General features: G+C 60.0%; 19 protein-coding genes. 12 read left to right on the top strand and 7 right to left on the bottom strand.

Features of this window, described 5'->3' with window-relative positions:
* The first annotated feature begins 169 nt into the window (after positions 1 to 169).
* From EDC30_RS10715 to prsT, 4 genes are all read left to right on the top strand, one after another.
* Positions 170 to 1,600 carry a 3'-5' exonuclease family protein gene (locus tag EDC30_RS10715; protein WP_132258837.1) on the top strand — a complete coding sequence of 477 codons (1,431 nt, stop codon included), beginning with the start codon at positions 170 to 172 and terminating at the stop codon, positions 1,598 to 1,600.
* Between the two features lie 156 nt (positions 1,601 to 1,756).
* Entirely contained in the window at positions 1,757 to 2,722 is a 966-nt protein-coding gene (locus EDC30_RS10720) for a magnesium and cobalt transport protein CorA (protein WP_132258838.1), read from the top strand.
* A gap of 2 nt (positions 2,723 to 2,724) precedes the next feature.
* A complete protein-coding gene (locus EDC30_RS10725; RefSeq protein ID WP_132258839.1) occupies positions 2,725 to 3,843 on the top strand; it encodes a GNAT family N-acetyltransferase in 1,119 nt (372 codons plus the stop codon).
* A gap of 186 nt (positions 3,844 to 4,029) precedes the next feature.
* Complete coding sequence (gene prsT / locus EDC30_RS10730) at positions 4,030 to 6,792, top strand: XrtA/PEP-CTERM system TPR-repeat protein PrsT (RefSeq protein WP_207907259.1); 2,763 nt, start codon at positions 4,030 to 4,032, stop codon at positions 6,790 to 6,792.
* A 43-nt stretch (positions 6,793 to 6,835) separates the two neighbouring features.
* Here prsT and EDC30_RS10735 read toward each other — a convergent pair whose 3' ends face one another.
* From EDC30_RS10735 to EDC30_RS10745, 3 genes are all read right to left on the bottom strand, one after another.
* Positions 6,836 to 7,054, bottom strand: coding sequence for a hypothetical protein (locus EDC30_RS10735; protein ID WP_132258841.1), 219 nt, complete (start codon positions 7,052 to 7,054; stop codon positions 6,836 to 6,838).
* 283 nt (positions 7,055 to 7,337) lie between these two features.
* Positions 7,338 to 8,960 (bottom strand): acyl-CoA synthetase, encoded by a 1,623-nt coding sequence (locus tag EDC30_RS10740; protein WP_132258842.1) that lies wholly within the window; start codon positions 8,958 to 8,960, stop codon positions 7,338 to 7,340.
* Positions 8,961 to 9,004: 44 nt separating this feature from the next.
* On the bottom strand, positions 9,005 to 9,715 hold the full coding sequence (locus EDC30_RS10745) for a TetR/AcrR family transcriptional regulator (RefSeq protein ID WP_132258843.1): 711 nt from the start codon (positions 9,713 to 9,715) through the stop codon (positions 9,005 to 9,007).
* A gap of 158 nt (positions 9,716 to 9,873) precedes the next feature.
* Between EDC30_RS10745 and EDC30_RS10750 the strand changes: the two genes are divergently transcribed.
* Genes EDC30_RS10750 through EDC30_RS10765 form a run of 4 tightly spaced genes read left to right on the top strand, consistent with a single transcriptional unit; the run spans position 9,874 to position 15,215 of the window.
* Complete coding sequence (locus EDC30_RS10750) at positions 9,874 to 11,481, top strand: carboxyl transferase domain-containing protein (protein WP_132258844.1); 1,608 nt, start codon at positions 9,874 to 9,876, stop codon at positions 11,479 to 11,481.
* A 7-nt stretch (positions 11,482 to 11,488) separates the two neighbouring features.
* Complete coding sequence (locus EDC30_RS10755; protein ID WP_132258845.1) at positions 11,489 to 12,292, top strand: enoyl-CoA hydratase/isomerase family protein; 804 nt, start codon at positions 11,489 to 11,491, stop codon at positions 12,290 to 12,292.
* Positions 12,293 to 12,303: 11 nt separating this feature from the next.
* A complete protein-coding gene (locus tag EDC30_RS10760; protein ID WP_132258846.1) occupies positions 12,304 to 14,292 on the top strand; it encodes an acetyl/propionyl/methylcrotonyl-CoA carboxylase subunit alpha in 1,989 nt (662 codons plus the stop codon).
* Positions 14,289 to 15,215, top strand: a complete 927-nt coding sequence (locus EDC30_RS10765) for a hydroxymethylglutaryl-CoA lyase (protein WP_132258847.1) — start codon at positions 14,289 to 14,291, stop codon at positions 15,213 to 15,215. Before EDC30_RS10760 ends, EDC30_RS10765 begins: the two co-directional genes overlap by 4 nt.
* Positions 15,216 to 15,241: 26 nt before the next feature.
* Here EDC30_RS10765 and EDC30_RS10770 read toward each other — a convergent pair whose 3' ends face one another.
* The 3 genes from EDC30_RS10770 to putA form a co-directional block, all read right to left on the bottom strand.
* Positions 15,242 to 16,342, bottom strand: a complete 1,101-nt coding sequence (locus EDC30_RS10770; protein WP_132258848.1) for an NAD(P)-dependent alcohol dehydrogenase — start codon at positions 16,340 to 16,342, stop codon at positions 15,242 to 15,244.
* A 183-nt stretch (positions 16,343 to 16,525) separates the two neighbouring features.
* Positions 16,526 to 17,554, bottom strand: a complete 1,029-nt coding sequence (locus EDC30_RS10775) for an Ldh family oxidoreductase (RefSeq protein ID WP_132258849.1) — start codon at positions 17,552 to 17,554, stop codon at positions 16,526 to 16,528.
* Positions 17,555 to 17,633: 79 nt separating this feature from the next.
* On the bottom strand, positions 17,634 to 21,617 hold the full coding sequence (gene putA / locus EDC30_RS10780) for a trifunctional transcriptional regulator/proline dehydrogenase/L-glutamate gamma-semialdehyde dehydrogenase (RefSeq protein WP_132258850.1): 3,984 nt from the start codon (positions 21,615 to 21,617) through the stop codon (positions 17,634 to 17,636).
* A gap of 55 nt (positions 21,618 to 21,672) precedes the next feature.
* Between putA and EDC30_RS10785 the strand changes: the two genes are divergently transcribed.
* The 4 genes from EDC30_RS10785 (at position 21,673) to cynS (ending at position 23,582) form a co-directional block, all read left to right on the top strand.
* Positions 21,673 to 21,969, top strand: a complete 297-nt coding sequence (locus EDC30_RS10785) for a hypothetical protein (protein ID WP_132258851.1) — start codon at positions 21,673 to 21,675, stop codon at positions 21,967 to 21,969.
* Between the two features lie 25 nt (positions 21,970 to 21,994).
* Entirely contained in the window at positions 21,995 to 22,639 is a 645-nt protein-coding gene (locus EDC30_RS10790) for a phosphatase PAP2 family protein (RefSeq protein WP_132258852.1), read from the top strand.
* Positions 22,636 to 22,992: a diacylglycerol kinase gene (locus tag EDC30_RS10795; protein WP_132258853.1), complete on the top strand. Its 357-nt coding sequence runs from the start codon at positions 22,636 to 22,638 to the stop codon at positions 22,990 to 22,992. The genes EDC30_RS10790 and EDC30_RS10795 overlap by 4 nt, the downstream gene beginning before the upstream one ends.
* Positions 22,993 to 23,138: 146 nt before the next feature.
* On the top strand, positions 23,139 to 23,582 hold the full coding sequence (gene cynS, locus EDC30_RS10800) for a cyanase (RefSeq protein ID WP_132258854.1): 444 nt from the start codon (positions 23,139 to 23,141) through the stop codon (positions 23,580 to 23,582).
* 58 nt (positions 23,583 to 23,640) lie between these two features.
* Here cynS and EDC30_RS10805 read toward each other — a convergent pair whose 3' ends face one another.
* A complete protein-coding gene (locus EDC30_RS10805) occupies positions 23,641 to 24,975 on the bottom strand; it encodes a short-chain fatty acid transporter (RefSeq protein ID WP_132258855.1) in 1,335 nt (444 codons plus the stop codon).
* Between the last annotated feature and the right edge of the window lie 553 nt (positions 24,976 to 25,528).

Here is a 25,528-nt window from a genome sequence, read left to right on the forward strand (position 1 = left end):
TCGTGCGATGCGGTGACATCGACATGCTGCCTGAATGGCAAGGCTGGATGACATGCTACTTCGGCAGGTGGTTAAGTTTCGTTATCTGCGTATCGCCATGAGGAACCAAGTGCCTGCAGGATAGGTCTGTGTGTGGTTATACTCGCGCACACGATTGGCAGGCGGCCCTATGGCGAAGCATGAAAAACTGATATTTATCGATCTTGAAACGACCGGGGCCAACCCGATAGTCGACCGCATCACCGAGATCGGCATCGTCGAAGTACAGGGGGATCAGGTCACGCGCTGGTCCACTCTGGTCAATCCCGAAGTCCCGATTCCTCCTTTTATCCAGAACCTGACCGGCATCAGCAATGCCATGGTGGCATCCGCCCCGGTGTTTGCCGAGTTGGCCGAGGACTTGCTGGAGCGCCTGCGCGGCGGTCTGTTCATCGCCCATAATGCCCGCTTCGATTATGGCTTTCTGCGCAATGCCTTCAAGGCTATGGGTGTAAGCCTGCGAGCCGACGTGCTTTGCACGGTCAAGCTCTCGCGCAAGCTCTTCCCCGAAGAGGCCAAGCATAATCTGGATATCCTGGTCCAGCGCCATGCACTGAAGGTGGAAGGCGACCGGCATCGGGCCCTGGCCGATGCCGACTTGCTATGGCAACTCTGGAGCAAATTCAGGCGCGACATCGCACCCGAAACCTTCGAGCAGGCGCTTGCCCAGTTGCTGCAGCGGCCCAGCACGCCCAGTCATCTCGATGCTGATGTGCTGGATGAAATTCCTGACACGCCGGGCGTGTATCTGTTTTATGGTGAAAACAATGCGCTGCTCTATGTGGGCAAAAGCGTGCATCTGCGCCAGCGCGTGCTCTCGCATTTCAATGGCGACCATCGCCTGTTCCAGGACATGCGCATGTCGCAGCAAATCCATCGCCTGGAGTGGCGCGAAACCGCCGGGGAACTGGGCGCGCTGCTGCTGGAAGCGCAACTGATCAAGGATCGGCAGCCGATTCACAATCGCGCGCTGCGCCGCCAGCGCGACTTGTGCGCCTGGCAGTTGCGTGCGCAGGAGGATGGCACGTCGCAGCCGGTGCTGGTGAATGCCGCTGAAGTGGATTTCGGCTCGGCGGAAGGATTGTACGGCTTGTTCAGTTCGCGCAAGAAGGCGGAAAACAGCTTGCGCGAGATCGCCGATACGCATGAGCTTTGCCATGCCTTGCTGGGGTTGGAGAAGGGCCAGCCGGGAAAGCCTTGTTTCGGCCATCAGTTGCGACGATGCCGTGGCGCCTGTTGCGGCAAGGAGTCGAAGCTATTGCACCAGGCGCGGCTGGAAGCGGCACTGGCAGGACTGAAGCTGGCGACCTGGCCTTATCCGGGTGCCGTAGCGCTGATCGAGAAGGGCGCCGGCGGCAAGACGGAGGAGGCGCACGTGGTGCACAACTGGTGTTATCTGGGCAGTGCCTGCGCCGAGTCGGATGTCTGGTCGCTCCTGGAGCGCTCGCCCGCGCGCCCAGCCTTTGATGTCGATACCTACAAGATCCTGGTGCGCGCCCTAGCCAAGAAACAGGTGAAGGTGCGCCCCTTGCCGAGCCGGCCTGAGCAGGCTGCCGCCTGACTTCGTCATGCTGTCAGCCATCGTTTGAGCGGCGCATTGCGTCTTCCTTTCTACATCCCGTTAAGCATTCCGTAGCGCTGCCATCACGCTCTTCCGTGAACGCATTGCGCCGTGCCGGTTTGCCCCTATAATCGCGAATAAAACGAAAGGGGATCTATGCTGATCAATTGCGCGGCCTACAAGGAAGGCCGGAAACTGGATGAGATTCCGGTCGAAAAAATCAGCGACTATATCGCGCGCGATGATTGCTTCGTCTGGGTGGCGCTCAAGGATCCCGAGCCGGCAGAGCTCGATGTCATGCAGCGCGAGTTCGGCTTGCATGAGCTGGCCATCGAGGATGCGCGCCATGGACATCAAAATCCCAAGGTCGAGGAATACGGCGATTCGCTGTTCGTCGTGGTCAAGACGGTTGATCTTGTCGAAGGCGAGTTGAAGGTCGGCGAGGTCGATATTTTCGTCGGCAAGAACTACGTTCTCTCCGTACGTAGCGAGAGCCAGCAAAGCTTCCTCGGCGTGCGGGCCCGCAGCGAGCGCGAACCGCATCTGCTCAAGCATGGCCCGTCCTTCGTCGTCTATGCCTTGATGGATGCCGTGGTGGACCATTATTTTCCGATCGTAGAGGCGCTGGAAGACGAGCTGGACAAGATTGAACTCAACATGTTCGAGAATGCGGCAGAACGCTCCAATATCAAGCGCTTGTACCAACTCAAGCGCAAGGTCATGGTACTCAAGCATGTAGTCTCGCCGTTAATGGAATCGGCCGGCAAGTTGTATGGCGGACGGGTGCCTGCCATGTTTGCCAATTCGCAGGATTACTTCCGCGACGTCTACGATCATCTGAATCGCATCAATGCCTCGATTGACGCCATCCGCGACACCATCAACACGGCGATCCAGGTCAACCTGTCGATGGTGGCTATCGACGACAGCGAAGTCAACAAGCGTCTGGCGGCATGGGCGGCGATCTTTGCGGTGGCCACGGCATTCGCCGGCATCTGGGGAATGAACTTCAAGTGGATGCCTGAGCTGGACTGGCGATACGGTTATCCGGCCGCGCTGGGCTTGATGGCCTCGGTGTGCAGCTACCTGTACGTCCGCTTCCGCAAAGCGCGCTGGCTCTAGGCATGAGCGGCAGAGTCGCGGTTCATGACGGTTTCGATGCCTTGCCGGCATCCTGCCTGTCATTGTTTGAAGAGGCCGCGCGCGAGGCAGGCATGTTTTCCAGCTTGCCGTGGTTCGCCAATCTTTTGCAAACCGGCTTGGGCAACAGCCGCCTGCGTATCTACGGTTTGCATGCTTCGGATAACGAAGGCGATAGCGCCGTGCGCATGCTTCTGCCGATGACGCATCAGCTGGAGGCACCTGGTATTGCCGCGCCGCGTGAATTGTCATCCTGCGCGAATTTCTATTCTTCGCTGTTCGGGCCGATCACGGCATGCGGCCGTGACGCCGGCGCGCTTGAACGTGACCTGGCCGACCTGGCAAAGACGATTGCCGCCGAGTCGCCAGCCTGGCATGTGGTGCGCCTGCATCCCATGGCCGTCGATCATCCTGTTTTCGACAGGTGCGTGGCCGCGTTCCGGCAGGCCGGCATGGCGGTCCAGACTTATTTTTGCTTCGGTAACTGGTATCTCCAGGTCGATGGACGTCGTTACCAGGAATATGCAAAGAGCCTGCCTTCGCGCCTGAAAAATACGCTGGCACGCAAATCGCGCCAGCTCGCTTCTTCGCACGATGCGCGTTTCGTCATCATTCGCGACGAGACTGAAGTCGAAGAAGGGATTGCCGCATTCGAACAAGTCTACCGATCGAGCTGGAAGCCCGCGGAAGCGCATCCGGATTTCATCGCGGGCCTCATCCGCATGTGCGCGCGCCAGGGTTGGCTGCGACTGGGCGTGGCATACATCGATGGCGTGCCCGCAGCGGCGCAACTGTGGATCGTCACCGATGGCGTGGCATCGATCTACAAGCTGGCGTATGACGAGCGCTTTGGCGCCTTATCGATCGGCTCGCTCCTGACGGCACGGCTGATGGAGCACGTGCTCGACGTGGACCGCGTGCGGGAAGTCGATTACCTGACCGGCGACGATGCCTACAAGCGCGACTGGATGTCGCATCGGCGCGAGCGCTGGGGCATCGTGGCATTCAATCTGCGCACGGTGCATGGTTTGCTGGCCGCCATCCGCAACATAGGCGGACGTCACCTGAAAACGCTGTGGCGCCGGATTCGCCCAGAAAAATAAGCCGCGCCCCCCTTCCTTCATCTCGCATAGTGTCGTCATGCCGGCGCCGATTTGTTAATTGGTGTTTCTTTCGGCTAAAAAATTTCCGTATGCAAAATTTGCTATGGGAAAGCCTTTCAAAATGGTGTAATCTCGCGAATCAGTGTTGTATTTATGAAAACAATTCGGGATTGAAAGATTATGCCAATGTCTACAGTCAAGCAAACCTTATCCCTCTCCGCGATTGCGGTGGCCGTCGCGATGCTGGCCGGATGCGGCCAGGGCAGTGCGGAAAAGCTGGTGTCGGAAGCCCGTCTGTATGAACAGAAGGGTGAGCACAAGGCGGCGGTTATCCAGCTGAAGAATGCCTTGCAAAAGAATCCCGATGACCGCGAGGCGCGCTACCTGCTTGGCAGTATTTATGTCCGTACCGGTGACGGTCCGTCTGCGGAGAAGGAAATCCGCAAGGCTGTCGATCTTGGCATGGATGCCGGCAAGGCATTGCCCGATCTCGCCAAGGCCTTGATGATGCAGGGCCAGTTTCAAAAAGTCCTGGATGAGACGCAGTCTGCCGATTTCAAGAATGACGCCACGCTCGCCAGCCTGCGCGGTACTGCCTATCTCGCGCTGGGCAAGGTCGATGAGGCGCGCGAATCGCTGGAACTCTCCCTGAAAGCCAAGCCTGATAACGCGGAAGCCCTGATCGGCCTGGCCCGGCTGGCGCTGTCGAAGAAAGATGTCGACGCCGCGAACCGTCTGATGGAACAGGCTACGGTGAAGAATCCCGATGATGTCGAAGCGTGGCTGTTCAAGGGTGACCTGGAGCGCGCGCAAAACCGCGTCGAAGCTGCGATTGCCGCGTACGGCCAGGCCTTGAAGGCCAAGCCTGATAATGCGGCCGCGCATCTCGCGCGGGCTTACGTGGAAATCAGCAGCGGTAAGCTGAACGAGGCGCAAGCTGATATCGATAGCGCCAAGAAGGTCAATCCGAATGGCTTGCTGGTGTTTTATACCCAGGCCTTGCTCGACTTCACCCAGAAAAAACATGCGGCTGCGCTGGAGTCGCTGCAGCAAGTCTTGCGCGCCGCGCCCGAGCATATGCCCAGCGTGCTGCTGGCCGGCGCCGTGCAACTGGCGCTGGGTTCGACAGAGCAAGCCGAGCAGCATCTGAAGAAATACCTGGAACAGTTCCCGAACAACCTGTACGCGCGCAAGCTGCTGGCGTCGGCTTTGCTCAAGGGTGGCCAGGCGCAAAAGGCGATCGATGCGCTGGCGTCGGCCCTGAAGGACGAAACGAAGGATCCGCATCTCTTCATGCTGGCGGGCGAAGCGAGCATGCAGGTCAAGGATTTCAGCAAGGCCACCGAGTACTTTGAAAAGGCCAATGCGCTGACGCCGAATTCGGCGCAGGTGCTCACTGCCCTGGGCATGAGCAAGCTGGGACAGGGTGAAAACGAGCGCGCCATCGCCGAGCTCGAAAAGGCCGCGAGCCTGGATGGCAAGACTTCACAGGCAGGCATCCTGCTGGTGATGACGCATATGCGCCAGAAAGAGTACGACAAGGCCCTGACGGCAGTGCTCAAGCTGGAAAAGGAACAACCGGAAAACCCACTCTTGCATAACCTGAAAGGTGGCATCTACCTGGCGCGCAAGGAATCAGCCAATGCGCGCGCAAGTTTCGAGAAGGCGGTGGCGCTGCAACCGACCTTCTTCGCCGCCGTGCAAAACCTGGCGCAGATGGATGTGCAGAACAAGCAGCCGGACGCCGCCAGGAAGCGTTACCAGGCGCTGCTGGAAAAGGACAAGAAAAACCTGCAAGCCATGCTGGCGCTAGCCGGACTCGGACTGCAGCAGGGTAGCAACGACGAAGCCAGGGCGTGGCTTGAACGCGCCGCCGGCGAGAATCCCGACAATACGCAGGCGGCAGGCCTCCTGGTGGCGCATTATCTGCGCACTGGCGACAAGCAAAAGGCGCTGACGACCGCAGCCAAGCTGCAAAGCACGCATCCCGATAACGCGCAATTCCTCGGCATCCTGGCCGAGACGCGGCTGGCAGCAGGCGAGCAGCGGGCTGCACTGGATAGCTACGAGAAGCTGGCGGTATTGCAGCCGGACTCGGCGCAGATCCAGTACCGCATCGCCAGTATTCACCTGGCGCTGAAAGATGAGGTGGCAGCCTTGTCTGCATTGAAGAAGTCGCAGCAGTTGGACCCGAACTTCCTGCCGGCTCAATTGGGCCAGGCCAGCATCGCGGTCAAAAACGGGCGCTTCGATGATGCGTTGACGATTGCGCGCCTGGTGCAAAAGCAGCAGCCCAGGAATGCGACGGGATATGTGCTGGAAGGCGATGTGCTGATGGCGCAAAAGAAAGCGGCGCAGGCTGTAGCCGCTTATGAGCGCGGCGCGGCGATCGAGTCGAGCGGCATGCTATCGGTGAAATTGCACAGCGCGCTGGCGCAGGCCGGCAAGTCTGCGGAAGCCGATGCTCGCGTGGCGCGCTGGCTGAAGGATAATCCGTCGGATACGCGCGTGCGCCTGTACCTGGCGAATCACCAACTGGTGTCGCATAAGAACAAGGCAGCGATTGAACAATTGCTGGCGGTGGTGAAGCTGGAGCCGCAAAATGCCCTGGCCTTGAATAACCTCGCCTGGGCGCTTGGGGAAGAAAAGGATCCGCGCGCCATGCAGTATGCCGAGCAAGCCTACAAGCTGGCGCCGCAAAACCCGGCTGTGCTCGACACCCTTGGCTGGATGCTGGTGCAGAAGGGTGAGGCGGCGCGCGGCGTGACCATGCTGCAGAAAGCCAGCGAAGTGGCCAAGGATTCCGCCGACATTCGCTATCACTATGCGCAAGCCCTGATGAAGACAGGCGACAAGGCCAGGGCACGACAGGAGCTTGAACAATTGCTGGCGAATGCAAAAGGCTTCAACAAGGCTGACGAGGCCCGTGCATTACTGAAGCAATTGTAATTGCGCGACCAGCAGGGCGCTGCGAGGGCAGCGTCCACGGTCGTCAATGAATCTCGCCAAGGAGGCGATGCGCCAATGCCTTGGCTTCTTCCAGTGCTTCCTGCGCCGTGTCGGACATGACGTCGACCGTGCGCGGATCGGCATCGCTGTCGACTTCTCCCATAGGCTTGAGCAGCACGACACCCTGGTATTTACCGTTCGGTAAACGCTGGATGTCTGCCTCCGCTTTCCACGTTGCTTTGGTATATGTGATGGCCGCCATGATTCATCTTCCACTCTAAACGAGCCAATCCGCCACGAAGCAAATGTCTCGCTTCAGGCTTGGCCCTGGAGCTTAGAGAGGCAAACCGGCAGGGGGTTTCAGGTTTGATATTCGTCAAACTTACCCACAGGAACTGTTGCCAAGTTTGTGGATAAGTATGTGGATGAATCGATAAGCCTTTGATTGGCAAGGAAATTTCTTGCCTGGTACGGAAAGGTGCAATGCGCCTCAAGTCGGCGATGCACGTAACCGAAGTTCAGACAAATATCATCGTTCGCTTGAGTCAGGTTTCGCGCAAGCTGCGGCGCATGATCTTGCCGGTTACGGTGGTCGGCAAGGCATCCAGGAAGGCGATTTCGCGCGGGTATTCATGTGCGGCGAGGCGGTCGCGCACATGGGCCTGGATCTGCGCTACGAGTTCATCGGTAGGCCGATAGCCTTCGGCGAGCACGATGAAGGCCTTGACGATTTCCGTGCGCTGCGCATCCTTCTTGCCGACGACCGCCGCCATTCGCACCGCCGGATGTTTCAGCAGGCATTCTTCAATCGGTCCCGGTCCGATACGGTAACCGGCGCTGGTAATGACATCGTCGTCGCGCCCGACATAGCGGATATTGCCTTCTTCGTCGATGGCGCCAAGGTCGCCGGTAAGAAGATAGTCGCCGGCGAATTTCTCATGGGTCGCGACGGGATTGTTCCAGTAGCCGAGGAACATGACCGGGTCGGGTGACTTGATGGCGATATTGCCCGTCTGACCAGGTGGCAGCGGGACGCCCTGCGCATCGACGATTTTTACTTCGTGGCCAGGGACGGCGCGGCCGATCGTGCCGGACTTGTGCGGAAACAGCACGGCGCAACTCGAGACGACGATGTTGCATTCGGTCTGGCCGTAGAATTCGTTGATGGTCACGCCCAGCGCCTTCTGTCCCCAACTGATCAGTTCATCGCCGAGCGATTCGCCGCCGCTGGCGACCGAGCGCAAATCGAATTGCCACTGCTGTCTCGGATCGACGACCGCGCGCAGCATTTTGAGGGCGGTCGGCGGAAAAAAGACATTGCGAACTTTGTGACGCGCCAGCAGTTCGAACACGGCGGCAGGCTCGAACTTGTCGAAGCGCCGCGCCAGCACCGGCACGCCATGGTAAAGAGAAGGCAGCAGCACATCGAGCAGGCCGCCGATCCAGGCCCAGTCCGCCGGCGTCCACATCAGGTCGCCTTGCTGCGGAAAGAAGTCGTGCGAGATCTCGACGCCGGGAAGGTGACCGAGCAGCACACGTTGCGCATGCAGCGCGCCCTTGGGCTTGCCGGTCGTGCCGGAGGTATAGATGATCAGCGCCGGGTCTTCGGCCAGCGTGTCGGCCGGCGTGAAGTCTGTATTTCCTTCTGCCAGGCAGTCCCAAAAAGACAGGCATCCAGGGGGGAGGTGTTCCGCCTGTTTTTCGATGCAATAGACTGATTGCAGTGCCGGCAGGCCTGCCCTGATGTCCTCGATTTTGCGGGCGCCTTCGGCATCGGTCACGAGCGCTACGGCGCCACTGTCGATTAGGCGATATTGCAAAGCGTCGGGGCCGAAGAGGTAAAAGAGCGGCAGGGCGATGGCGCCGAGCTTGTAGGCTGCCATATGGGCGATCACGGTTTCGACGCATTGCGGCAGGAAGATGCCGATGCGGTCGCCGTACTTGATGCCGCGGCGGGACCAGTGACTGGCCAGCTGATTGGACAGCGACTTTAATTGATCAAAGCTGTAGGTGGTGACCTGTCCATTGCGGTCTTCCACGATGATGGCGCGCCGCCCCGAACCATCGGCCCAGCGGTCGCAAGCGGCTATGCCGATATTGAATTTTTCCGGGATATCCCAGCTAAATTTGGCCTGCAGTTCGGCATAGGTATTTTCTCGCTTGAGCATAGTCTCCTCCTGCATAAAAACGGCAACGGCATGCGCGATGCCGTTCAGGATGTTGTAGTTTTCTCGTATTGGCGAAGCGCATCCGCCACTTCAACTTGAAAGCGGCGTAGCGCCGTCACTTCCGGGTTGGGGGGCGCAAAGGCATTCCATAACAACTCAGTCACTTGCTGCGCGGTCGCTTCCAGATCGGGCGTGCGTCCGCTGACGATGCAATTCCACAGGATATGCTCCATGGAGCCGTACACCATGTCGCGCATCAGGCGCAGCGGCATATCCCGGCGAATCTCTCCCGAGGCTTGTGCGCTGGACAGCACGGTCATCAGCGAGGCGGTGTAGCGGCGCTGTAGGTCGGCCAGCAAGGTGGCGAATCCGGTATCCGGGCTGCGTCCTTCGCTCAATACCAGCGCGCACAAGCCTTTGCCGTCGCGTATCAAGGTATTCAGGTGTTTGTAAACAATGTACCCGAGCTTGGCATGTGTGCCCTGAATCAACGGGACTTCCTTCTCCAGCTCGCCACTGATTTCGTCATACCAGTCGCTGATCACCTGCATGCATAGCTCGCGTTTGCTGCCGAAGTAGGTGAAGACCGTCGCTTCGGAGATGCCGAGGCGTTGCGCGATTTCCAGCGTGGTCGATTTTTCATAGCCGAATTCGGCAAACACTTGCCTTGCGGTTGCCAGCACCGCTTCCACGCGCTTCTGCGATTTCGGTGTCAGGGTGGCGCGCCGCTCCTGGAACGACAATAATTTCGACATGGCAGCTTTTTTGAGTTTTACTTAAAAACGGCTTGATTAATTTGTTGCTGCTGATATTATCATTTCCTGAAATGGCTGCAAGCTTCATCATGAATTAAATTTTGAGTGTTGCTTAGAAAAATGAACTGGCGCACTCGCTCTTGCAGAAGGAAGGCTACATGCAGGTACTCAAATCGCAGCTGAATCCGCGCTCGGAAGAATTTCGAGCCAATGCCGCGCGCATGCGCGAACTGGTGGACGACTTGCGCACGAAAGTGACGCTCATCTCGCAGGGAGGCGGCGAGGCGGCGCGGCAAAAACATCTCGCGCGCGGCAAGCTCCTGCCGCGCGACCGCATCAGCCAGTTGATCGATCCGGGCACGGCATTTCTGGAAATCGGCCAGATGGCGGCCTACGACCTGTACGACAATCAGGCGCCATCCGCCGGCGCGATTGCCGGCATCGGCCGCGTGCAGGGGCAGGAATGCCTGATCATCGCCAACGATGCCACCGTCAAGGGCGGCACCTACTATCCGATGACGGTGAAGAAGCACCTGCGCGGACAAGAGATCGCCGAGCAAAACAATTTGCCATGCATTTACCTGGTGGATTCGGGCGGCGGATTTTTGCCGATGCAGGATGAGATTTTCCCGGACCGCGACCATTTCGGCCGCATCTTTTACAACCAGGCCAATATGTCGGCCAAGGGCATTCCGCAGATTGCCGTGGTGATGGGGTCTTGTACTGCCGGCGGCGCCTATGTGCCGGCGATGAGCGACGAGACCGTGATCGTGAAAAACCAGGGCACCATCTTTCTCGGTGGCCCACCGCTGGTGAAGGCAGCCACCGGTGAAGTGGTCAGCGTCGAAGATTTGGGCGGGGGTGATGTGCATACCCGGATTTCCGGTGTGGCCGACCACCTGGCGGAGAACGACAGCCATGCACTCTTTCTGACGCGCCGCATCGTCGCCAGCCTGAACCGCACGAAAACTCCCGGCGTAAGACTCGAGATTCCGGAGGAACCGCTCTTCGATCCCGAGGAAATCTACGGCATCATCCCCACCGATGCGCGCAAACCCTTCGATGTGCGCGAAGTGATTGCGCGGGTGGTCGACGGCTCGCGCTTCGATGAATTCAAGGCGCGCTACGGCACGACGCTGGTGACCGGCTTTGCTCATTTATATGGCATGCCGGTCGGGATCATCGCCAACAACGGCATCCTGTTCAGCGAATCCGCATTGAAGGGCGCCCATTTCATTGAACTCTGCGCGCAGCGCGGCGTGCCGCTGCTGTTCCTGCAGAACATTACCGGCTTCATGGTCGGCCGCAAGTACGAGAATGAAGGCATTGCCAAGCATGGCGCCAAGATGGTGGCGGCGGTGGCAACGGCACAGGTGCCCAAGCTGACGATGGTGATCGGCGGCTCTTTCGGCGCAGGGAATTACGGCATGTGCGGTCGCGGCTACAGCCCGCGCTTTTTGTTCACCTGGCCCAATTCGCGCATCAGCATCATGGGCGGAGAGCAGGCCGCCAGCGTACTGGCCACCGTGCGGCGCGAAGGCATCGAAGGCAAGGGCGGCGTCTGGACGCCGGAAGAAGAGGAAGCGTTCAAGTCGCCGATCCGCGAGCAGTTCGAGCAGCAGAGCCATCCTTACTATGCCACGGCCAGGCTGTGGGACGATGGCATCATCGACCCGGCGCAGGCTCGCCGCACGCTCGGCCTGTCCTTGTCGGCAACGCTGAACGCGCCGATCCCGCAAACCCGCTTCGGCGTTTTCCGCATGTGAGGCCGGCATGAACTATTCCACCATAGAGATCGAACGCCGCCGCACCACAATTGGGACAAGCGTGGCCTGGCTATGGATGAACCGGGCCGAAGTGCATAACGCTTTCGACGAGACATTGATTGCCGAGTTGACGAGCGCGCTGCAAGAGCTGGAAGCCGACGTCGGCGTGCGTGTCATCGTATTGGCCGGACGGGGAAAAAGCTTTTCCGCCGGCGCCGACCTGAACTGGATGAAGCGCCAGGGCAGCGCGTCGATGGAAGACAATCTTGCCGATGCGCGGCGGCTGGGAGAATTGTTCCGCGTATTGGCGGAATGCGCCAAGCCGACCATCGCCCGCGTGCACGGCGCTGCCATGGGAGGCGGCATGGGCCTGGCGGCGGCATGCGATATTTGCGTGGCGTCCAGTAATGCCCGGTTTGCCACTTCCGAAGTCGGGATTGGCATTATTCCTGCGGTGATCAGCCCGTATGTGGTGCGCGCCATCGGCGAGCGCCAGGCGTACCGCTACTTCCAGACAGCGGAGCGGATCAGTGCGGAACGTGCGCGCGAAATCGGCCTGGCGCACGAAGTCGCGGAGCTGGAGCAGCTCGATGCGCAGGTCGAAGCGATCATTACTTCCTTGCTGTCGGGCGGACCGCAGGCACAGACTGCGTCCACCGCGCTGATTCGTGCCGTGGCAAACCAGCCAGTCACGGCGGAACTCATCGACGATACCGCGCAGCGCATCGCGCAATTGCGGGCAACACCCGAAGCCCAGGAAGGCTTGGCGGCTTTCCTGGAAAAGCGTGCGCCGGCATGGGCAGTAAAGTAGAGGGAACAGGCATGTTTAGCAAAATACTGATTGCCAATCGCGGAGAAATTGCCTGCCGCGTCATCAAGACGGCGCGCCGGCTCGGCATTGCCACCGTCGCCGTATATTCCGAAGCGGATGCCAATGCCCGCCATGTGCGGCTGGCCGATGAAGCCGTGCTGATCGGCGGCGCCGAAGCGCGCGACTCGTATCTGAAAGGCGAGCGGATTCTGGAAGCGGCCCGCCAGACCGGTGCGCAAGCGATTCATCCGGGTTACGGTTTTTTGTCGGAGAACGAAGACTTCGCTGAAAGCTGTGAGCGTGCCGGCGTCGTATTCATCGGCCCGCCGGCGTCCGCCATCCGCGCCATGGGTTCCAAGTCGGCCGCCAAGGCTTTGATGGATCAGGCGGGCGTGCCGCTGACTCCCGGTTACCATGGCGACCGCCAGGAACCGGACTTTCTTGCGCAAGAAGCGGCGCGCATCGGCTATCCGGTCCTGATCAAGGCTTCCGCCGGCGGTGGCGGCAAGGGCATGCGCCGCGTCGATGCGCCGGAAGACTTCGCCGCCGCGCTGGCTTCGTGCAAGCGCGAAGCGATCAATGCCTTCGGCGACGATCATGTGCTGGTCGAAAAATACGTCCTGAAGCCGCGGCATATCGAGATCCAGGTATTCGGCGACAGTCACGGTAATTGCGTCTATCTGTTCGAGCGCGATTGTTCGGTGCAACGGCGTCATCAGAAAGTGCTGGAAGAAGCGCCCGCGCCGGGCATGACGCCCGAGCGCCGCGCCGCCATGGGCAAGGCCGCGGTGGACGCCGCCAAGGCGGTCGGCTATGTCGGCGCCGGCACGGTGGAATTCATCGCCAACCAGGATGGCAGTTTCTATTTCATGGAAATGAACACGCGCCTGCAGGTGGAACATCCGGTGACGGAAATGATCACCGGCCTGGACCTGGTTGAGTGGCAATTGCGCGTGGCGTCGGGTGAGCCGCTGCCCCTGGCGCAGGAACAACTGACGATTCATGGCCATGCCATCGAGGCGCGCATCTATGCCGAGGAACCGGAAAAGGGCTTCCTGCCCTCGACGGGGCGCCTGTTGCACCTGGCGCCGCCAGCCGAGTCCGATCATGTGCGCGTCGATACCGGCGTGGAGCAGGGCGACGAGATCACGCCGTTCTACGATCCGATGATCGCCAAGCTGATCGTGTGGGATCTCGACCGTGAGCGGGCACTGGCGCGCTTGCGCAAGGCATTGACGCAATACCGCGTGGTGGGCGTTGCCAACAATATCGAGTTCCTGGCGCGTCTCGCTACCTGCCCATCGTTTGCCCATGCCGACCTGGACACTGGCTTGATCGAGCGTGAACAGGCGACATTGTTCCCGCCGGAGGCTGCCGTGCCGGAGACGGCTTGGCTATTGGCGGCGCTGACCGAATTGCTGCACGAGGCGAATGCTGCTGCCAGCTCAGTTGAGCACGGCTCGCCCTGGCTGATACTGGATGGCTGGCGCCTGAATGGACAAGGCGTGCGTTCCATCGCGCTGCGTCACGGCGATGTGCGCCAGGATGTCACGGTGGCCAATGCCAAAGGTGGCTGGGAACTCTCGCTCGGGGAAAGCAAGGTGTTCGCGCGCGGCGCGATCGAGCCGAATGGCTTGCTGCATGTGCAGTTGGGCGAGCGCCGCCTGCATGCGGCAGTCGTCATCGCCGCCGAACGCCGCCACGTTTTCGTCGATGGCCGGGCCTGGCCGCTGACTCGCGTCGACAATCTGTATACTGGCGGCGCCGGCAGTGAAGCCGAAGGCGGCTTGCGCGCCCCCATGCCGGGCAAGATCGTGACCTTGCTGGCCAAAGCCGGAGACACCGTGGAAAAGGGAACACCGCTGCTCGTCATGGAAGCGATGAAAATGGAACACACGATTACAGCCCCGGCCAAGGGAACGCTCAAGGCATTCTGCTTTGCGCCGGGAGACCAGGTGGCCGACGGGGTTGAGCTGGTGGAATTCGAGGTGGAAGTATGAGCCGGCAGGTACGCATCGTCGAAGTCGGGCCGCGCGATGGCTTGCAGAATGAAAAGCAAACCATCGACACCGGCATCAAGCTGGAATTGATCGAGCGCCTGGCCAAGGCGGGCTTGCGCGATATCGAGGCGGCATCCTTCGTCTCTCCGAAGTGGGTGCCGCAAATGGCCGATCATGCGGCAATCATGGCCGGCTTGCCATCGAGAGAGACCTATCCCGACGTGAATTATCCGGTGCTCACGCCCAACATGAAGGGCTTCGAGGCCGCGGCGGCCGCGGGGGCGAAAGAAGTGGCGGTGTTTGCCGCGGCGTCCGAAAGCTTTTCGCAAAAGAATATCAATTGCTCGATAGCCGAATCGATCGAGCGATTCGTGCCGGTGTTCGAAGCGGCCAGGCAGCAAGGCATTCGGGTGCGCGGCTATATTTCCTGCGTGGTGGCTTGCCCGTATGAAGGGGCGGTCTCGCCCGAGAAAGTGGCGGAGGTGGCGGCGCGTCTGCTCGAACTGGGCAGTTATGAAATTTCCCTCGGCGATACCATCGGCGCCGGCACGCCGGCGTCTGTCTTGCGCATGCTGGAGGCAGTCGCCCGCAAGGTGCCTGTGCAGCAACTGGCGGGGCACTATCACGATACCTACGGCATGGCGGTGGCCAATGCTTACGCTTCCTACCAATTCGGCTTGCGCTCATTTGATAGCTCGGTAGCCGGCCTGGGTGGCTGCCCCTATGCCAAAGGCGCGACCGGCAACGTCGCCACCGAAGATCTGGTTTATCTATTCAATGGACTGGGCGTCGAGACAGGTATCGATCTCGACGCCCTGGTCGAGTGCTCCGCATGGATCAGCGGCGTGCTTCAACGCGCGCCAGGCTCCCGCGTATCACGCGCGCTATTGGCAAAAAGCGGCCAGGGTGGCGTTTGCGCGTAAATAGCGTTGTTTGAGCGCCGGCACAATCATGCCGGCTTGATCGCCACTTTCAGCACGCCATCCCGTTGATGGGAGAATTGGTCATAAGCCGCGACGATATCGTCGAGCTTGTAGTGATGCGTCACCAGGGCGCCGAAATCGGCGCGGCCTGATGCCACCACATTCATCAGTCGGCGCATGCGTTCCTTCCCGCCGGGGCATAGCGCAGTGTTGATGCGGTGGTCGCCAAGGCCGGCAGCGAAGGCCGACAGCGGGATGGTCAGGTCGCTTGAGTACACCCCAAGGCTGGAGAGCGTGCCGCCAGGTTTTAGCACCCGCAGCGCCGATTCGAAGGTCTGTTGCGTGCCCAGCGCTTCGATGGCGGAATCGGCGCCGCGTCCGCCAGTGATTTTCATGACCTCGTCGACCACATCACAATTCTTGAAATTGAGCGTGATATCGGCGCCCATGGATTTCGAAACGCCGAGGCGCTGCTCATTGCCGTCAACCGTGATGATAGTCGTAGCGCCGAGCAAGCGCGCACCGGCGGTGGCACATAGGCCGATCGGACCTTGCGCGAACACGACGACGGTATCGCCTATGTTGATGTTTGCGTTTTCCGCACCCTTGAAGCCGGTGGACATGATGTCCGGGCACATCAGCACCTGCTCGTCGGTCAGTCCATCTGGAACCGGGGCCAGGTTGCCTTCGGCATCAGGAACGAGAATGTATTCGGCTTGCGCGCCGTCGATGATGTTGCCAAATCTCCAGCCGGCCGTGGCCTTGTAGCCATGGCAGCCGCAGCGGCCACTGGAGATAAGATAGCTGCCATCCTGCGAGGGCGCGCCGTCCTGGGCAGCATACGAATTGAAGTTCGGGCAGATCGCGCCGGCAATGACGCGCTGGCCTTCTTGATAGCCATTCACTGCGCTGCCAAGCTTTTCGATGATGCCGACAGGCTCATGGCCAATGGTCAAACCTTTTGCCACCGGATATTCACCCTTGAGGATATGGATATCCGTGCCGCATATCGTCGTCGTGGTAATCCTGAGCAACGCATCGTTTGGGCCGACGTCCGGGATAGGCTTGTCAGTCAGTTCGATGCGGCCGGGCTCTAGGAATACCGTCGCTTTCATCATGGCTGCCATGTCATCCTCCTTGTTCAGATGAAAAACATCGCCGTGCGGCGGTAGTCGTCCATGCTAACGGAATACTTTGGTATCCAGCCTCATCATAGTAGGTTGAAATACGGGCGTGTCAACATAAGCCTTGGGATGGTTTGCGGATAGGCAGGTGCAATTTATGTCGATTGACTGACTATGTCGTTTGTCTCAGCTGTATCCGGCGAGGTCTTGTAGCCGCTCCAATTCCTGCTTGGAAATGGCAATGCCATCGCGCTCCGACTGCGCGCGCTGATGATAGCGGCGGTCGCCCGGTTGCCGTTCCTGGCCGGCAGCCTGCATCTGCCGCACCAGGACTTCCGTGCGCTGGGCGAAATTGTGGCCCGCGCCTTTCGATGGATCGATGACGATCAGCAGCTGGCCAGTCCAGGGTGTTTGCGCGCCGGGATGGCTCTTCCAATCGAAGTCGAAAGAGAAATTGCCGCCGGTGAGGGCGGCTGCCAGCAGCTCCACCATCATCGAGAGCGCCGAACCCTTATAACCGCCAAAGGTCAGCAGAGCGCCGCCGTCGAGAATCGCCTTTGGGTCGCAGGTCGGCTGGCCATCGCGGTCCACGCCATAACCCGGCGGGAGTTGTTTTCCTTCCCGCGCGGCGATTTGCACGTCGCCATTGGCGATGGCGCTGGTGGCAAGATCGAATACCAATGGGTCATGCCCTTCGCGCGGCGCGGCGAACGCGATCGGGTTGGTGCCGAACAAGGCATGCTTGCCGCCGTACGGCACCACGCATGCCATGCTGTTGACGAAAGCGAGCGCCACCAGGCCTTCGCGCGCGAAAGGCTCGACATCCGGCCACAATGCGGCAAAGTGATGCGAGTTGTGGATCGCCAGCATTGCAATGCCATTGGCCCGCGCCTTTTTTGCCAACAAATCTTTTGCTGCAGCCAATGCCGGCTGGGCAAAGCCATTTTTTGCATCGGCCGAGATGAATCCGGGTGCGGCATCCGTGACTTCCGGCACAGCTTTGCCATCGACCCAGCCGCTGGCCAGGGTGGAAACATAGCCGGGAATGCGGAAGATGCCATGGCTGTCGGAGCCATCGCGCTGGGCACTGGCGCAGTTATCGGCGAGGATGGCGGCGACTTCCTTCGACGTACCGTGACGTTCGAAGATGCGCGCCAACAGCGCGCTCAGGTCGGTAAATAAAATACGGGTCTGTTGATGTTGATCGGACTGCATGTTGTGGCTTTCTATTCTTCACTGATGAGGCTTATCTAGCTTACCAAGTTTACTGAGGCATGAGCGTGGCGCAATGTGATCAGCCTATCGTCATCAGGCTGGCATTGCCGCCCGCGGCCGCGGTGTTGATGCTGATGGCGCGTTCAATGAGTAGCCGCTCCAGCGGGATGACGGTTTCGCCTTTTGCCAGGCCTGTCACGTTGACGATTGGCCCAGGCCGGCGCGCCACCTGCTGGCATATTGCGCGCAACTGGTCGCTGTCGCCATGATGCAGTATCGCATCGAAGCGTTCTTCTTCGGCATTCCAATCCGAGGTCAGGCGGATGCGCGAGCGCACTGTCGGCGGCAGCTTGGCATGCAGCGAGCGAGTCGTCTCATTATCCAACCACAGCACTGCGCTGCCTACCGCGAGCGTGGCAGCAAGCTGGCACAGCAAATCCGCTTCACCATCAGCCATGCCCAACACGGTTTCGCGCGGCAGCAGGCGATAGGTATTGCGCTCGCCGGTCGGGCCGGGCAGCGTGCGCGACAGGCCGCTTTGCGTCAGCGTGGCAAACGTGTCGCACTGGCGCACCAGTTCATTTCGCTTGTGCTGAGTCGCCCATTCCTTCAGTGCCGCCAGCGCACCGCTCTGCGTTGTCTGCATAGCGGTGCGCATCTGCATGTCTGCGGGCGTGACTGCGTCCATGCGTGCAAAGGTGCGGGCAACGCCATCTGCCGGCTTGGTGGACAGTAAACGATATAGATATAACGGGCCGCCCGCCTTGGGGCCGGTACCGGACAAGCCTTCGCCGCCAAACGGTTGCACGCCGACGACCGCGCCAACCATGTTGCGGTTGACATAGATATTGCCGGCATGCGCTTTCTCCACCACGCGCGCAATCGTTTCATCGATGCGGGTATGAATGCCGAGCGTCAAACCATAACCGGTGGCATTGATCTGGCCGATCAGTGCATCGAGATCATCGCGGCGATAGCGCAGCACATGCAGCACCGGGCCGAACACTTCGCGTTTCAGTTCATCCAGGCTGTCCAGTTCAATCAGGGTCGGCAAGACAAAGGTGCCTTGCTTGAACACAGCGCCCTCGGCACGGGCGATCTGGTGCACGCGGCGGCCCTTGTTGCGCATTGCCTCGATATGCCGGTCGATGCCTGTCTTGGCGTCGAGGTCGATCACCGGGCCGATGTCGATATTGAGGTTGTCGGGATTGCCAACCCGGTATTCGGCCATCGCTCCTTTGAGCATGCCGATGACGCGGTCGGCGACATCTTCCTGCACGCATAGCACGCGCAGGGCGGAGCAGCGCTGTCCCGCGCTGTCGAAGGCGGAAGTCACGACGTCGGCAACCACCTGTTCCGTCAATGCCGATGAATCGACGATCATGGCGTTCTGGCCGCCGGTTTCGGCAATCAGGGGCACCGGGCGGCCATGCGCATCCAGGCGGCCGGCGAGATTGCGGGCGAGGATGCCAGCCACTTCGGTGGAGCCGGTGAACATCACCCCCTTGACGCGCTCATCGCGCACCAGCGCGTCGCCAATCGTCGCGCCAACGCCGGGCAGCAATTGCACCACGCCTTCGGGAATGCCGGCCTGCAGCAGGAGGCGGACAGCCTGTGCCGCAATCAGCGGTGTTTGTTCTGCCGGCTTGGCCAAGACGGTATTGCCGGCGGCAAGCGCGGCGGCGACCTGGCCGGTGAAGATCGCCAGCGGGAAGTTCCACGGGCTGATACACACCACGGGGCCGAGCGGGCGGTGCGTGTCGTTGGCAAAATCCTCGCGCACCTGGATGGCGTAGTAGCGCAGGAAGTCTACCGCTTCGCGTACTTCGGCGATGGCATTGGAAAAGGTCTTGCCGGCTTCGCGCGACAGCAGGCCGATCAGGGTCTGGATTTCCGCCTGCATCAGTTCAGCTGCGCGTTCCAGCGCGGCGGCGCGTTCCGCCGGCGGCGTGGCTTGCCAGATGGGCGCGGCGGCAAGCGACGCTTGCACCGCGCGTGCGACATCATCGGGCGTGGCGTTTTGCACCTGGCCGACGATGTCGCGATGGTCTGCGGGATTCCTGACCGGCTCGCCCGGACCTTCATTGACCGCGCAGCCGAGCATCGGCGAAGCGCGCCAGTCGGCATGTCCCGTTGCCAGCAACGCGCTCGACAATGAACCGAGGCGATGTTCGTTGGCAAGATCGATGCCGCTCGAATTGACACGGTCGCTGCCATACAGCACCTGCGGCAGGGGAATGCGCGGATGCGGCAAGCCGATGCCGCCTTCCTGTGTGGCGAGCGCCTCGATGCGCGTGACCGGATTTTCAATCAGTTCCTTGATCGATACGTCCGTGTCGGCAATGCGGTTGACGAAGGAAGTGTTGGCGCCATTTTCCAGCAGGCGGCGCACCAGGTAAGCCAGCAAGGTTTCGTGCGTGCCCACCGGCGCATAAATCCGGCAAGGGCGGTTCAGCTTGCCGTCGGCGACCTTGCCCACGACTTGTTCATAAAGCGGCTCCCCCATGCCGTGCAGGCATTGGAACTCGTACTGGCCCGGATAGTAATTCTCGCCGGCGATCTGGTGCACCGCTGCCAGCGTATGCGCATTGTGCGTGGCGAATTGCGGATACACCGCTTCCGGCGCGCCCAGCAGCTTGCGCGCGCAGGCGATGTAAGACACATCTGTGTACACCTTGCGCGTATAGACCGGATAGCCTTCCAGCCCATCGATCTGGGCGCGCTTGATTTCGCTATCCCAGTAAGCCCCCTTGACGAGGCGGATCATCAGGCGGTGGCGGCTGCGGCGGGCCAGGTCGATCACATAGTCGATCACGTAAGGGCAGCGCTTCTGGTATGCCTGAATGACGAAGCCGATGCCGTTCCAGCCTTTCAGTGAAGGTTCAAAGCAGAGGCGTTCCAGCAGGTCCAGTGACAGTTCCAGCCGATCGGCTTCCTCGGCATCGATATTGATGCCGATATCGTATCGGCGCGCCAGTTCTACCAGCAACAACAGGCGCGGGTAGAGCTCGTCCATCACGCGGTCATACTGGGCACGGCTGTAACGCGGATGCAGCGCCGACAGCTTGATCGAGATGCCCGGACCTTCATAAATGCCTCGCCCGTGCGAAGCCTTGCCGATGGCGTGAATGGCCTGCTCATAGGCAGCCAGGTAGCGTGCCGCATCCTCCCCGGTCATGGCGGCTTCGCCGAGCATGTCGTAAGAGTAGCGGAAGCCTTTCGCTTCCAGCGCGCTGGCGTTGGCGAGCGCTTCGCCGATCGTCTCGCCGGTGACGAATTGCTCGCCCATCATGCGCATCGCCATGTCCACGCCCTTGCGGATCAGCGGTTCGCCGCTCTTGCCGATGATGCGGTTGAGCGCGCTGGACAGGCCGCTTTCGTTATGGGTCGAGACGAGCTTGCCGGTCAGGAGCAATCCCCACGACGCGGCATTGACGAACATGGACGGGCTCTGGCCGAGATGCTGCTGCCAGTTGCCGGTGCTGATCTTGTCGCGGATGAGGGCATCGCGCGTGCCCTTGTCGGGAATGCGCAGGAGCGCTTCGGCCAGGCACATCAAGGCCACGCCTTCCTGCGAAGAGAGCGAAAATTCCTGGAGCAAGCCCTGCACCACGCCGGCACGGCCGCTGGCGGTTTTCTGGTTGCGCAAATTCTCGGCCAGGCGGTAGGCCAGCTTGTCGGCAGCCGCGGCCTGCTCGGCTGGCAAGCGAGCCTGCTCCACCAGCATCGGCACGACTTCCTGCTCCGGGCGGCGGTAGGCGCTGGTAATCGCCGCGCGCAAAACCGACTGCGGCAGGATGCTTTCGGCGAATTCCAGAAAGGGTTGATGGGTCGATTCCGGCAAGGCTTCCAGGGCTTCGGTATCGCCGCCGGCCAAGCGATCCGCGACGCCGCTCAGTTCCGGCAGCGACAATCCGCTTTCCAGTGACTCGAGGTAGGCAAAAATCGATTGCTTGATCACCCAGTGCGGCGTGCGGTCGATCTTGCGTGCCACTTCCTTGAGACGCGTGCGCGTCGCTTCGTCCAGTTTGACGCCTAGCGTGGTGGTCGTGGAAGAGGTCATATGAATAAGATAGGCAAGTTGAACTGACAATGACTGTATCGCAATTGCATTAGTGGTGCAACAAGGTGCAACCTTGGTTTGCTATCTTGGTGCAACCTGGCTGGTGTTTTATGAGTTAGTGCTTTATTTTTCAGGGGCTTTTCTGGCTTATCCTCAATGTTTGGCATTCTGGCCGTTTCTGTCTTTGCTAATGCTGCCCAAGCACTGTTCCATTAAAGATGGTGCCATGCAGCCAAAAATCGCAATATCCAAAATGAAGTTTTTGGTCAAACTGGCATGTCCTGCCCGTGGGCGGGGCAGTCCGAATCGAAGCGGCGGAACTGTTTTAAGGGAAAGAATTGAGCTTTTTTAGCAAAAAACTGGTGCCCCGGATTCTTATGGTTGCCGCCTTGGCCGCGTTTGGGCTCTGGTTTTTCATTGCCATGGCAGACGAGGTATTGGAGGGGGAAACCGGCGATTTCGATCACGCGGTCATGCTGGCATTGCGCATGCCGGGCGATCCTTCCCGTCCGCTGGGGCCCGCATGGCTGGAGGAGGTGGCGCGCAACATCACGGCGCTAGGCAGCATTCCCGTGCTAAGCCTGCTGGTGATCGTCACCGTGCTTTTCCTGGTGCTGGCCAGGCGGCGCTGGACAGCCTTGTTCATCCTGTTGTCGACTTCGGCCGGCATGGCAACGACCTTCTTGCTGAAATATGCGTTCGGGCGGCCGCGGCCGGATCTTTTCCCGCATGGCGACATGGTCAGCACGGCCAGTTTTCCAAGCGGGCATGCCATGATTTCCGCCTTGGTCTATCTGACGCTTGCCGCCCTGGTGGCAGGGCTGACGTCTTCCCGCACGCTCAAGGTCTATGTGATGGGCGTCGCCTTGATCCTTACTGTCATCATCGGCATAAGCCGCGTTTATCTCGGCGTTCATTGGCCGACGGATGTGCTCGCCGGCTGGGCGGCGGGCGCGGTATGGGCGCTGATCTGGTGGGCGCTGGCCGAGCTGGTCAAGTTCAGGCGCGGAGGCCGGGCGTGAAAGGACAGTCATTTCGCCGGCGTGCCATCTTTGCCTGGAATGGCCTGAAACTGGCATTCGGGCGCGAAAAGAGTTTTCGTGCGCATGTGGCGGCAACCGTCGCGGTGATCGTGGTGCTTGTACTTCTTCGGCCGCCAATGTTCTGGTGGGTGATGCTGGCCCTGACCGTGGGACTGGTGCTGGTGGCCGAGCTCATCAATAGCGCACTGGAAGCGCTGATCGATCACCTGCATCCCGATGAGCATCCGGAAGTCGGCGCCGCCAAGGATATCGCTGCCGCCGCGGTGCTGGCGGCCAGCGGCATCGCCGTGGCGGTGGGGATTATTTTTCTTGTCGACGTGCTGCTGCTCTGAATCGCGGCGCGCCTCTCTTCTTGTCCAGAGCGCAGCGGGTCCTGGCACTCTTTGTGCTTTTCCTGGTTATGGCGTGCACGCCTGCACCAACTTGAGGCGTCATTGAATCGGCGCCGATTTGCACCGTCTTAACCAAGGGAGAACGCATGAACCGTAACGACGTCACCGAAATGATCGTGGCTACCAAGATCCGCAAGGGATTGAAATGGGGGGACGTGGCAAAGACAGTCGGCCTGTCCAAGGAATGGGTCACCGCCGGTTGCCTCGGTCAGATGACTTTCGACGCCAGTCAGGCCGCCACGATCGGCGATATCTTCGAATTGCCGCAAGAGGCCGTCGCCTTGCTGCAGGTCGTGCCGTACAAGGGCTCGCTGCCGACGTCCGTGCCCACCGATCCGCTGATCTATCGCTTCTACGAACTGATCAACGTATATGGCACCACCTTCAAGGAACTGATCCACGAAGAATTCGGCGACGGCATCATGTCCGCCATCGATTTCAAGATGGATTTGCAGCGTGAGCCCAATCCCGCCGGTGACCGCGTCAGCATCACCATGTCGGGCAAGTTCCTGCCCTATAAGACCTATTGAGCGACTTCGCTTGTCATGACAACGCCAGCCAGCGAGAGCTGACTGGCGCTTGTTGGCATTACAGGTGGGATGCCGCGAGGATGGCGACCATATAGACGATGCCAATCCAGATCGCCATGATCACCGTATAGCCCATCACATCCTTGAGCTTCAGCTTGGACAGTGCCAGCGCCGGCAGGATCCAGAAGGGTTGCACCAGGTCGTTCCAGGCGTTACCCAGCATCACCGACATCGAGGTATTGGCGATCGAACTGCCGAGCGCCTTGGCCGCATCGATCATGAACGGTCCTTGCAAGACCCAGTGGCCGCCGCCCGACGGCGCAAAGAAATTGATCACGAACGAGCTCACCAGTCCCCAGAACGGCAGCGTGCCCGCCGTCGAGAAATCGACGAACACTTTGGCGATGGTCGTCACCAGGCCGGAAGCATGCATGATGGCCATGATGCCGGCATAGAAGGGGAATTGCAGGATGATGCCGCCGATCGTCTTGACGCCTTCGTTCAATTTTTCAACGTATGCGATTGGCGTTCCCAGCAATAGCACGCCCAGGAACAGGATGAAGAAGTTGATGATATTGAGGTCGAGCGTGCCGCCCCGGATGAAGTGACTGGCGACATACGCCATGCCGCAGATGCCGATCAGGCCGCTGATGATGCGGCTATTGTTCAGCTTGTGCGCGAGGGTGCCGGTTTCGAGCAGGATGCCGCCGGCCGCTTTTTTCTGTTCGCCCTGGTCGATCGCCGGGTCGACTTCGGTCACCGGATCACCCTGTTTCGGATGCAGCCAGGTATTCAACAGCGGCAGGGTAATCAGCACCACCAGCGACGTCACCAGCATCGGCGCCGAAAAAATGGTTTCGCTCAGCGGGATCACGCCCATCTGCGCTTCCATCGGATGGCCCTTGGTTGAGATCAGCACCGGAATGCTGGCCGACAGGCCCAGGCCATACATCGTGAAGCCGCTATAGGCAGCCGCGATGATGAGAGGGTAATGCACCCCCTTGACGCGCAGCGCCAGTTTCTTGGCGATGATGCCGCCGATCACCAGGCCGAAGCCCCAGTTCAGGTAGCTACCGACGCAGCCCACCAGGGTGGCGACGATGATCGCCGTCCTGGGGCGATGCACCTTGCTGACAATCTTATTCAGCAGGCGATCCGTGACCGGAGCCGCGGCGAGCACATAGCCCATGGCAAGAATCACCGCCATCTGCGTCGTAAACGCGAGCAGGCTCCAGAAGCCCTTGCCCCATGCATGCACGATGTCGGTCGGACCTTGTCCTTCCACTACCAGGGCCAGCACCATCGTCAGCAAAGTCAGGACGATTGCGAACACAAACGGATCCGGCAGATAGCGCCGCATCAGCTCAGTAAAAAAATTGGCAAGCTTGGTCATGCCTTCACTCCTTCAAACGGCGACGTGTAACGAGTTATCAATCAGCAAAGCGGGGAAAACCATTTGGTAATCCGGAGGCTAGTGCGCAATAGGTAAATGGAGCAGGTGGGAATCACTGTGGCAGGGCTTATTCCTGTGGAGCGATTGACAAGGATTGGCGCCGCCGCGCAGACATCCGCCGCTGGCATGCTGAAGTGGTTATCCTTCGGTGAAGTTCAAAGAGTGGATGCTCTTTTGGTAACCGCCATTGCCAGCCCGGAGGCTGCTGGTAATTCGTCAATCCAATGCCGTATCCGATGAGAAGGCGCAATGAGGGCTGCGGGGACGCAGACATTGCACATTTCCGGCACCGTGCGATTGTTCGTATATAGAACATACGTTCGCTAATCGAACATGGCGGATGGTAGCGCCTGAAATCAAGCGCTGTCAAGCGCGGCAATATCAGATATTAGCGCTGCGAAAATCGGTATGAAAAATACATGCGGATAAATGAAAAAGCCGAATTGCCGCAAACGATTGTTGATCCCATAAAAAAATGAATGAAGAACATCAT

Origin of the sequence: Paucimonas lemoignei (assembly GCF_004342585.1) — a bacterium.
Lineage (GTDB): Bacteria > Pseudomonadota > Gammaproteobacteria > Burkholderiales > Burkholderiaceae_D > Paucimonas > Paucimonas lemoignei.

Excerpts from the sequence above, each read along its gene's own strand:
- EDC30_RS10715 (WP_132258837.1), top strand. The coding sequence starts at position 170 with ATGGCGAAGCATGAAAAACTGATATTTATCGATCTTGAAACGACCGGG.
- EDC30_RS10720 (WP_132258838.1), top strand. The coding sequence starts at position 1,757 with ATGCTGATCAATTGCGCGGCCTACAAGGAAGGCCGGAAACTGGATGAG.
- EDC30_RS10725 (WP_132258839.1), top strand. The coding sequence starts at position 2,725 with ATGAGCGGCAGAGTCGCGGTTCATGACGGTTTCGATGCCTTGCCGGCA.
- prsT (WP_207907259.1), top strand. The coding sequence starts at position 4,030 with ATGTCTACAGTCAAGCAAACCTTATCCCTCTCCGCGATTGCGGTGGCC.
- EDC30_RS10735 (WP_132258841.1), bottom strand. The coding sequence starts at position 7,054 with ATGGCGGCCATCACATATACCAAAGCAACGTGGAAAGCGGAGGCAGAC.
- EDC30_RS10740 (WP_132258842.1), bottom strand. The coding sequence starts at position 8,960 with ATGCTCAAGCGAGAAAATACCTATGCCGAACTGCAGGCCAAATTTAGC.
- EDC30_RS10745 (WP_132258843.1), bottom strand. The coding sequence starts at position 9,715 with ATGTCGAAATTATTGTCGTTCCAGGAGCGGCGCGCCACCCTGACACCG.
- EDC30_RS10750 (WP_132258844.1), top strand. The coding sequence starts at position 9,874 with ATGCAGGTACTCAAATCGCAGCTGAATCCGCGCTCGGAAGAATTTCGA.
- EDC30_RS10755 (WP_132258845.1), top strand. The coding sequence starts at position 11,489 with ATGAACTATTCCACCATAGAGATCGAACGCCGCCGCACCACAATTGGG.
- EDC30_RS10760 (WP_132258846.1), top strand. The coding sequence starts at position 12,304 with ATGTTTAGCAAAATACTGATTGCCAATCGCGGAGAAATTGCCTGCCGC.
- EDC30_RS10765 (WP_132258847.1), top strand. The coding sequence starts at position 14,289 with ATGAGCCGGCAGGTACGCATCGTCGAAGTCGGGCCGCGCGATGGCTTG.
- EDC30_RS10770 (WP_132258848.1), bottom strand. The coding sequence starts at position 16,342 with ATGGCAGCCATGATGAAAGCGACGGTATTCCTAGAGCCCGGCCGCATC.
- EDC30_RS10775 (WP_132258849.1), bottom strand. The coding sequence starts at position 17,554 with ATGCAGTCCGATCAACATCAACAGACCCGTATTTTATTTACCGACCTG.
- putA (WP_132258850.1), bottom strand. The coding sequence starts at position 21,617 with ATGACCTCTTCCACGACCACCACGCTAGGCGTCAAACTGGACGAAGCG.
- EDC30_RS10790 (WP_132258852.1), top strand. The coding sequence starts at position 21,995 with ATGGTTGCCGCCTTGGCCGCGTTTGGGCTCTGGTTTTTCATTGCCATG.
- cynS (WP_132258854.1), top strand. The coding sequence starts at position 23,139 with ATGAACCGTAACGACGTCACCGAAATGATCGTGGCTACCAAGATCCGC.
- EDC30_RS10805 (WP_132258855.1), bottom strand. The coding sequence starts at position 24,975 with ATGACCAAGCTTGCCAATTTTTTTACTGAGCTGATGCGGCGCTATCTG.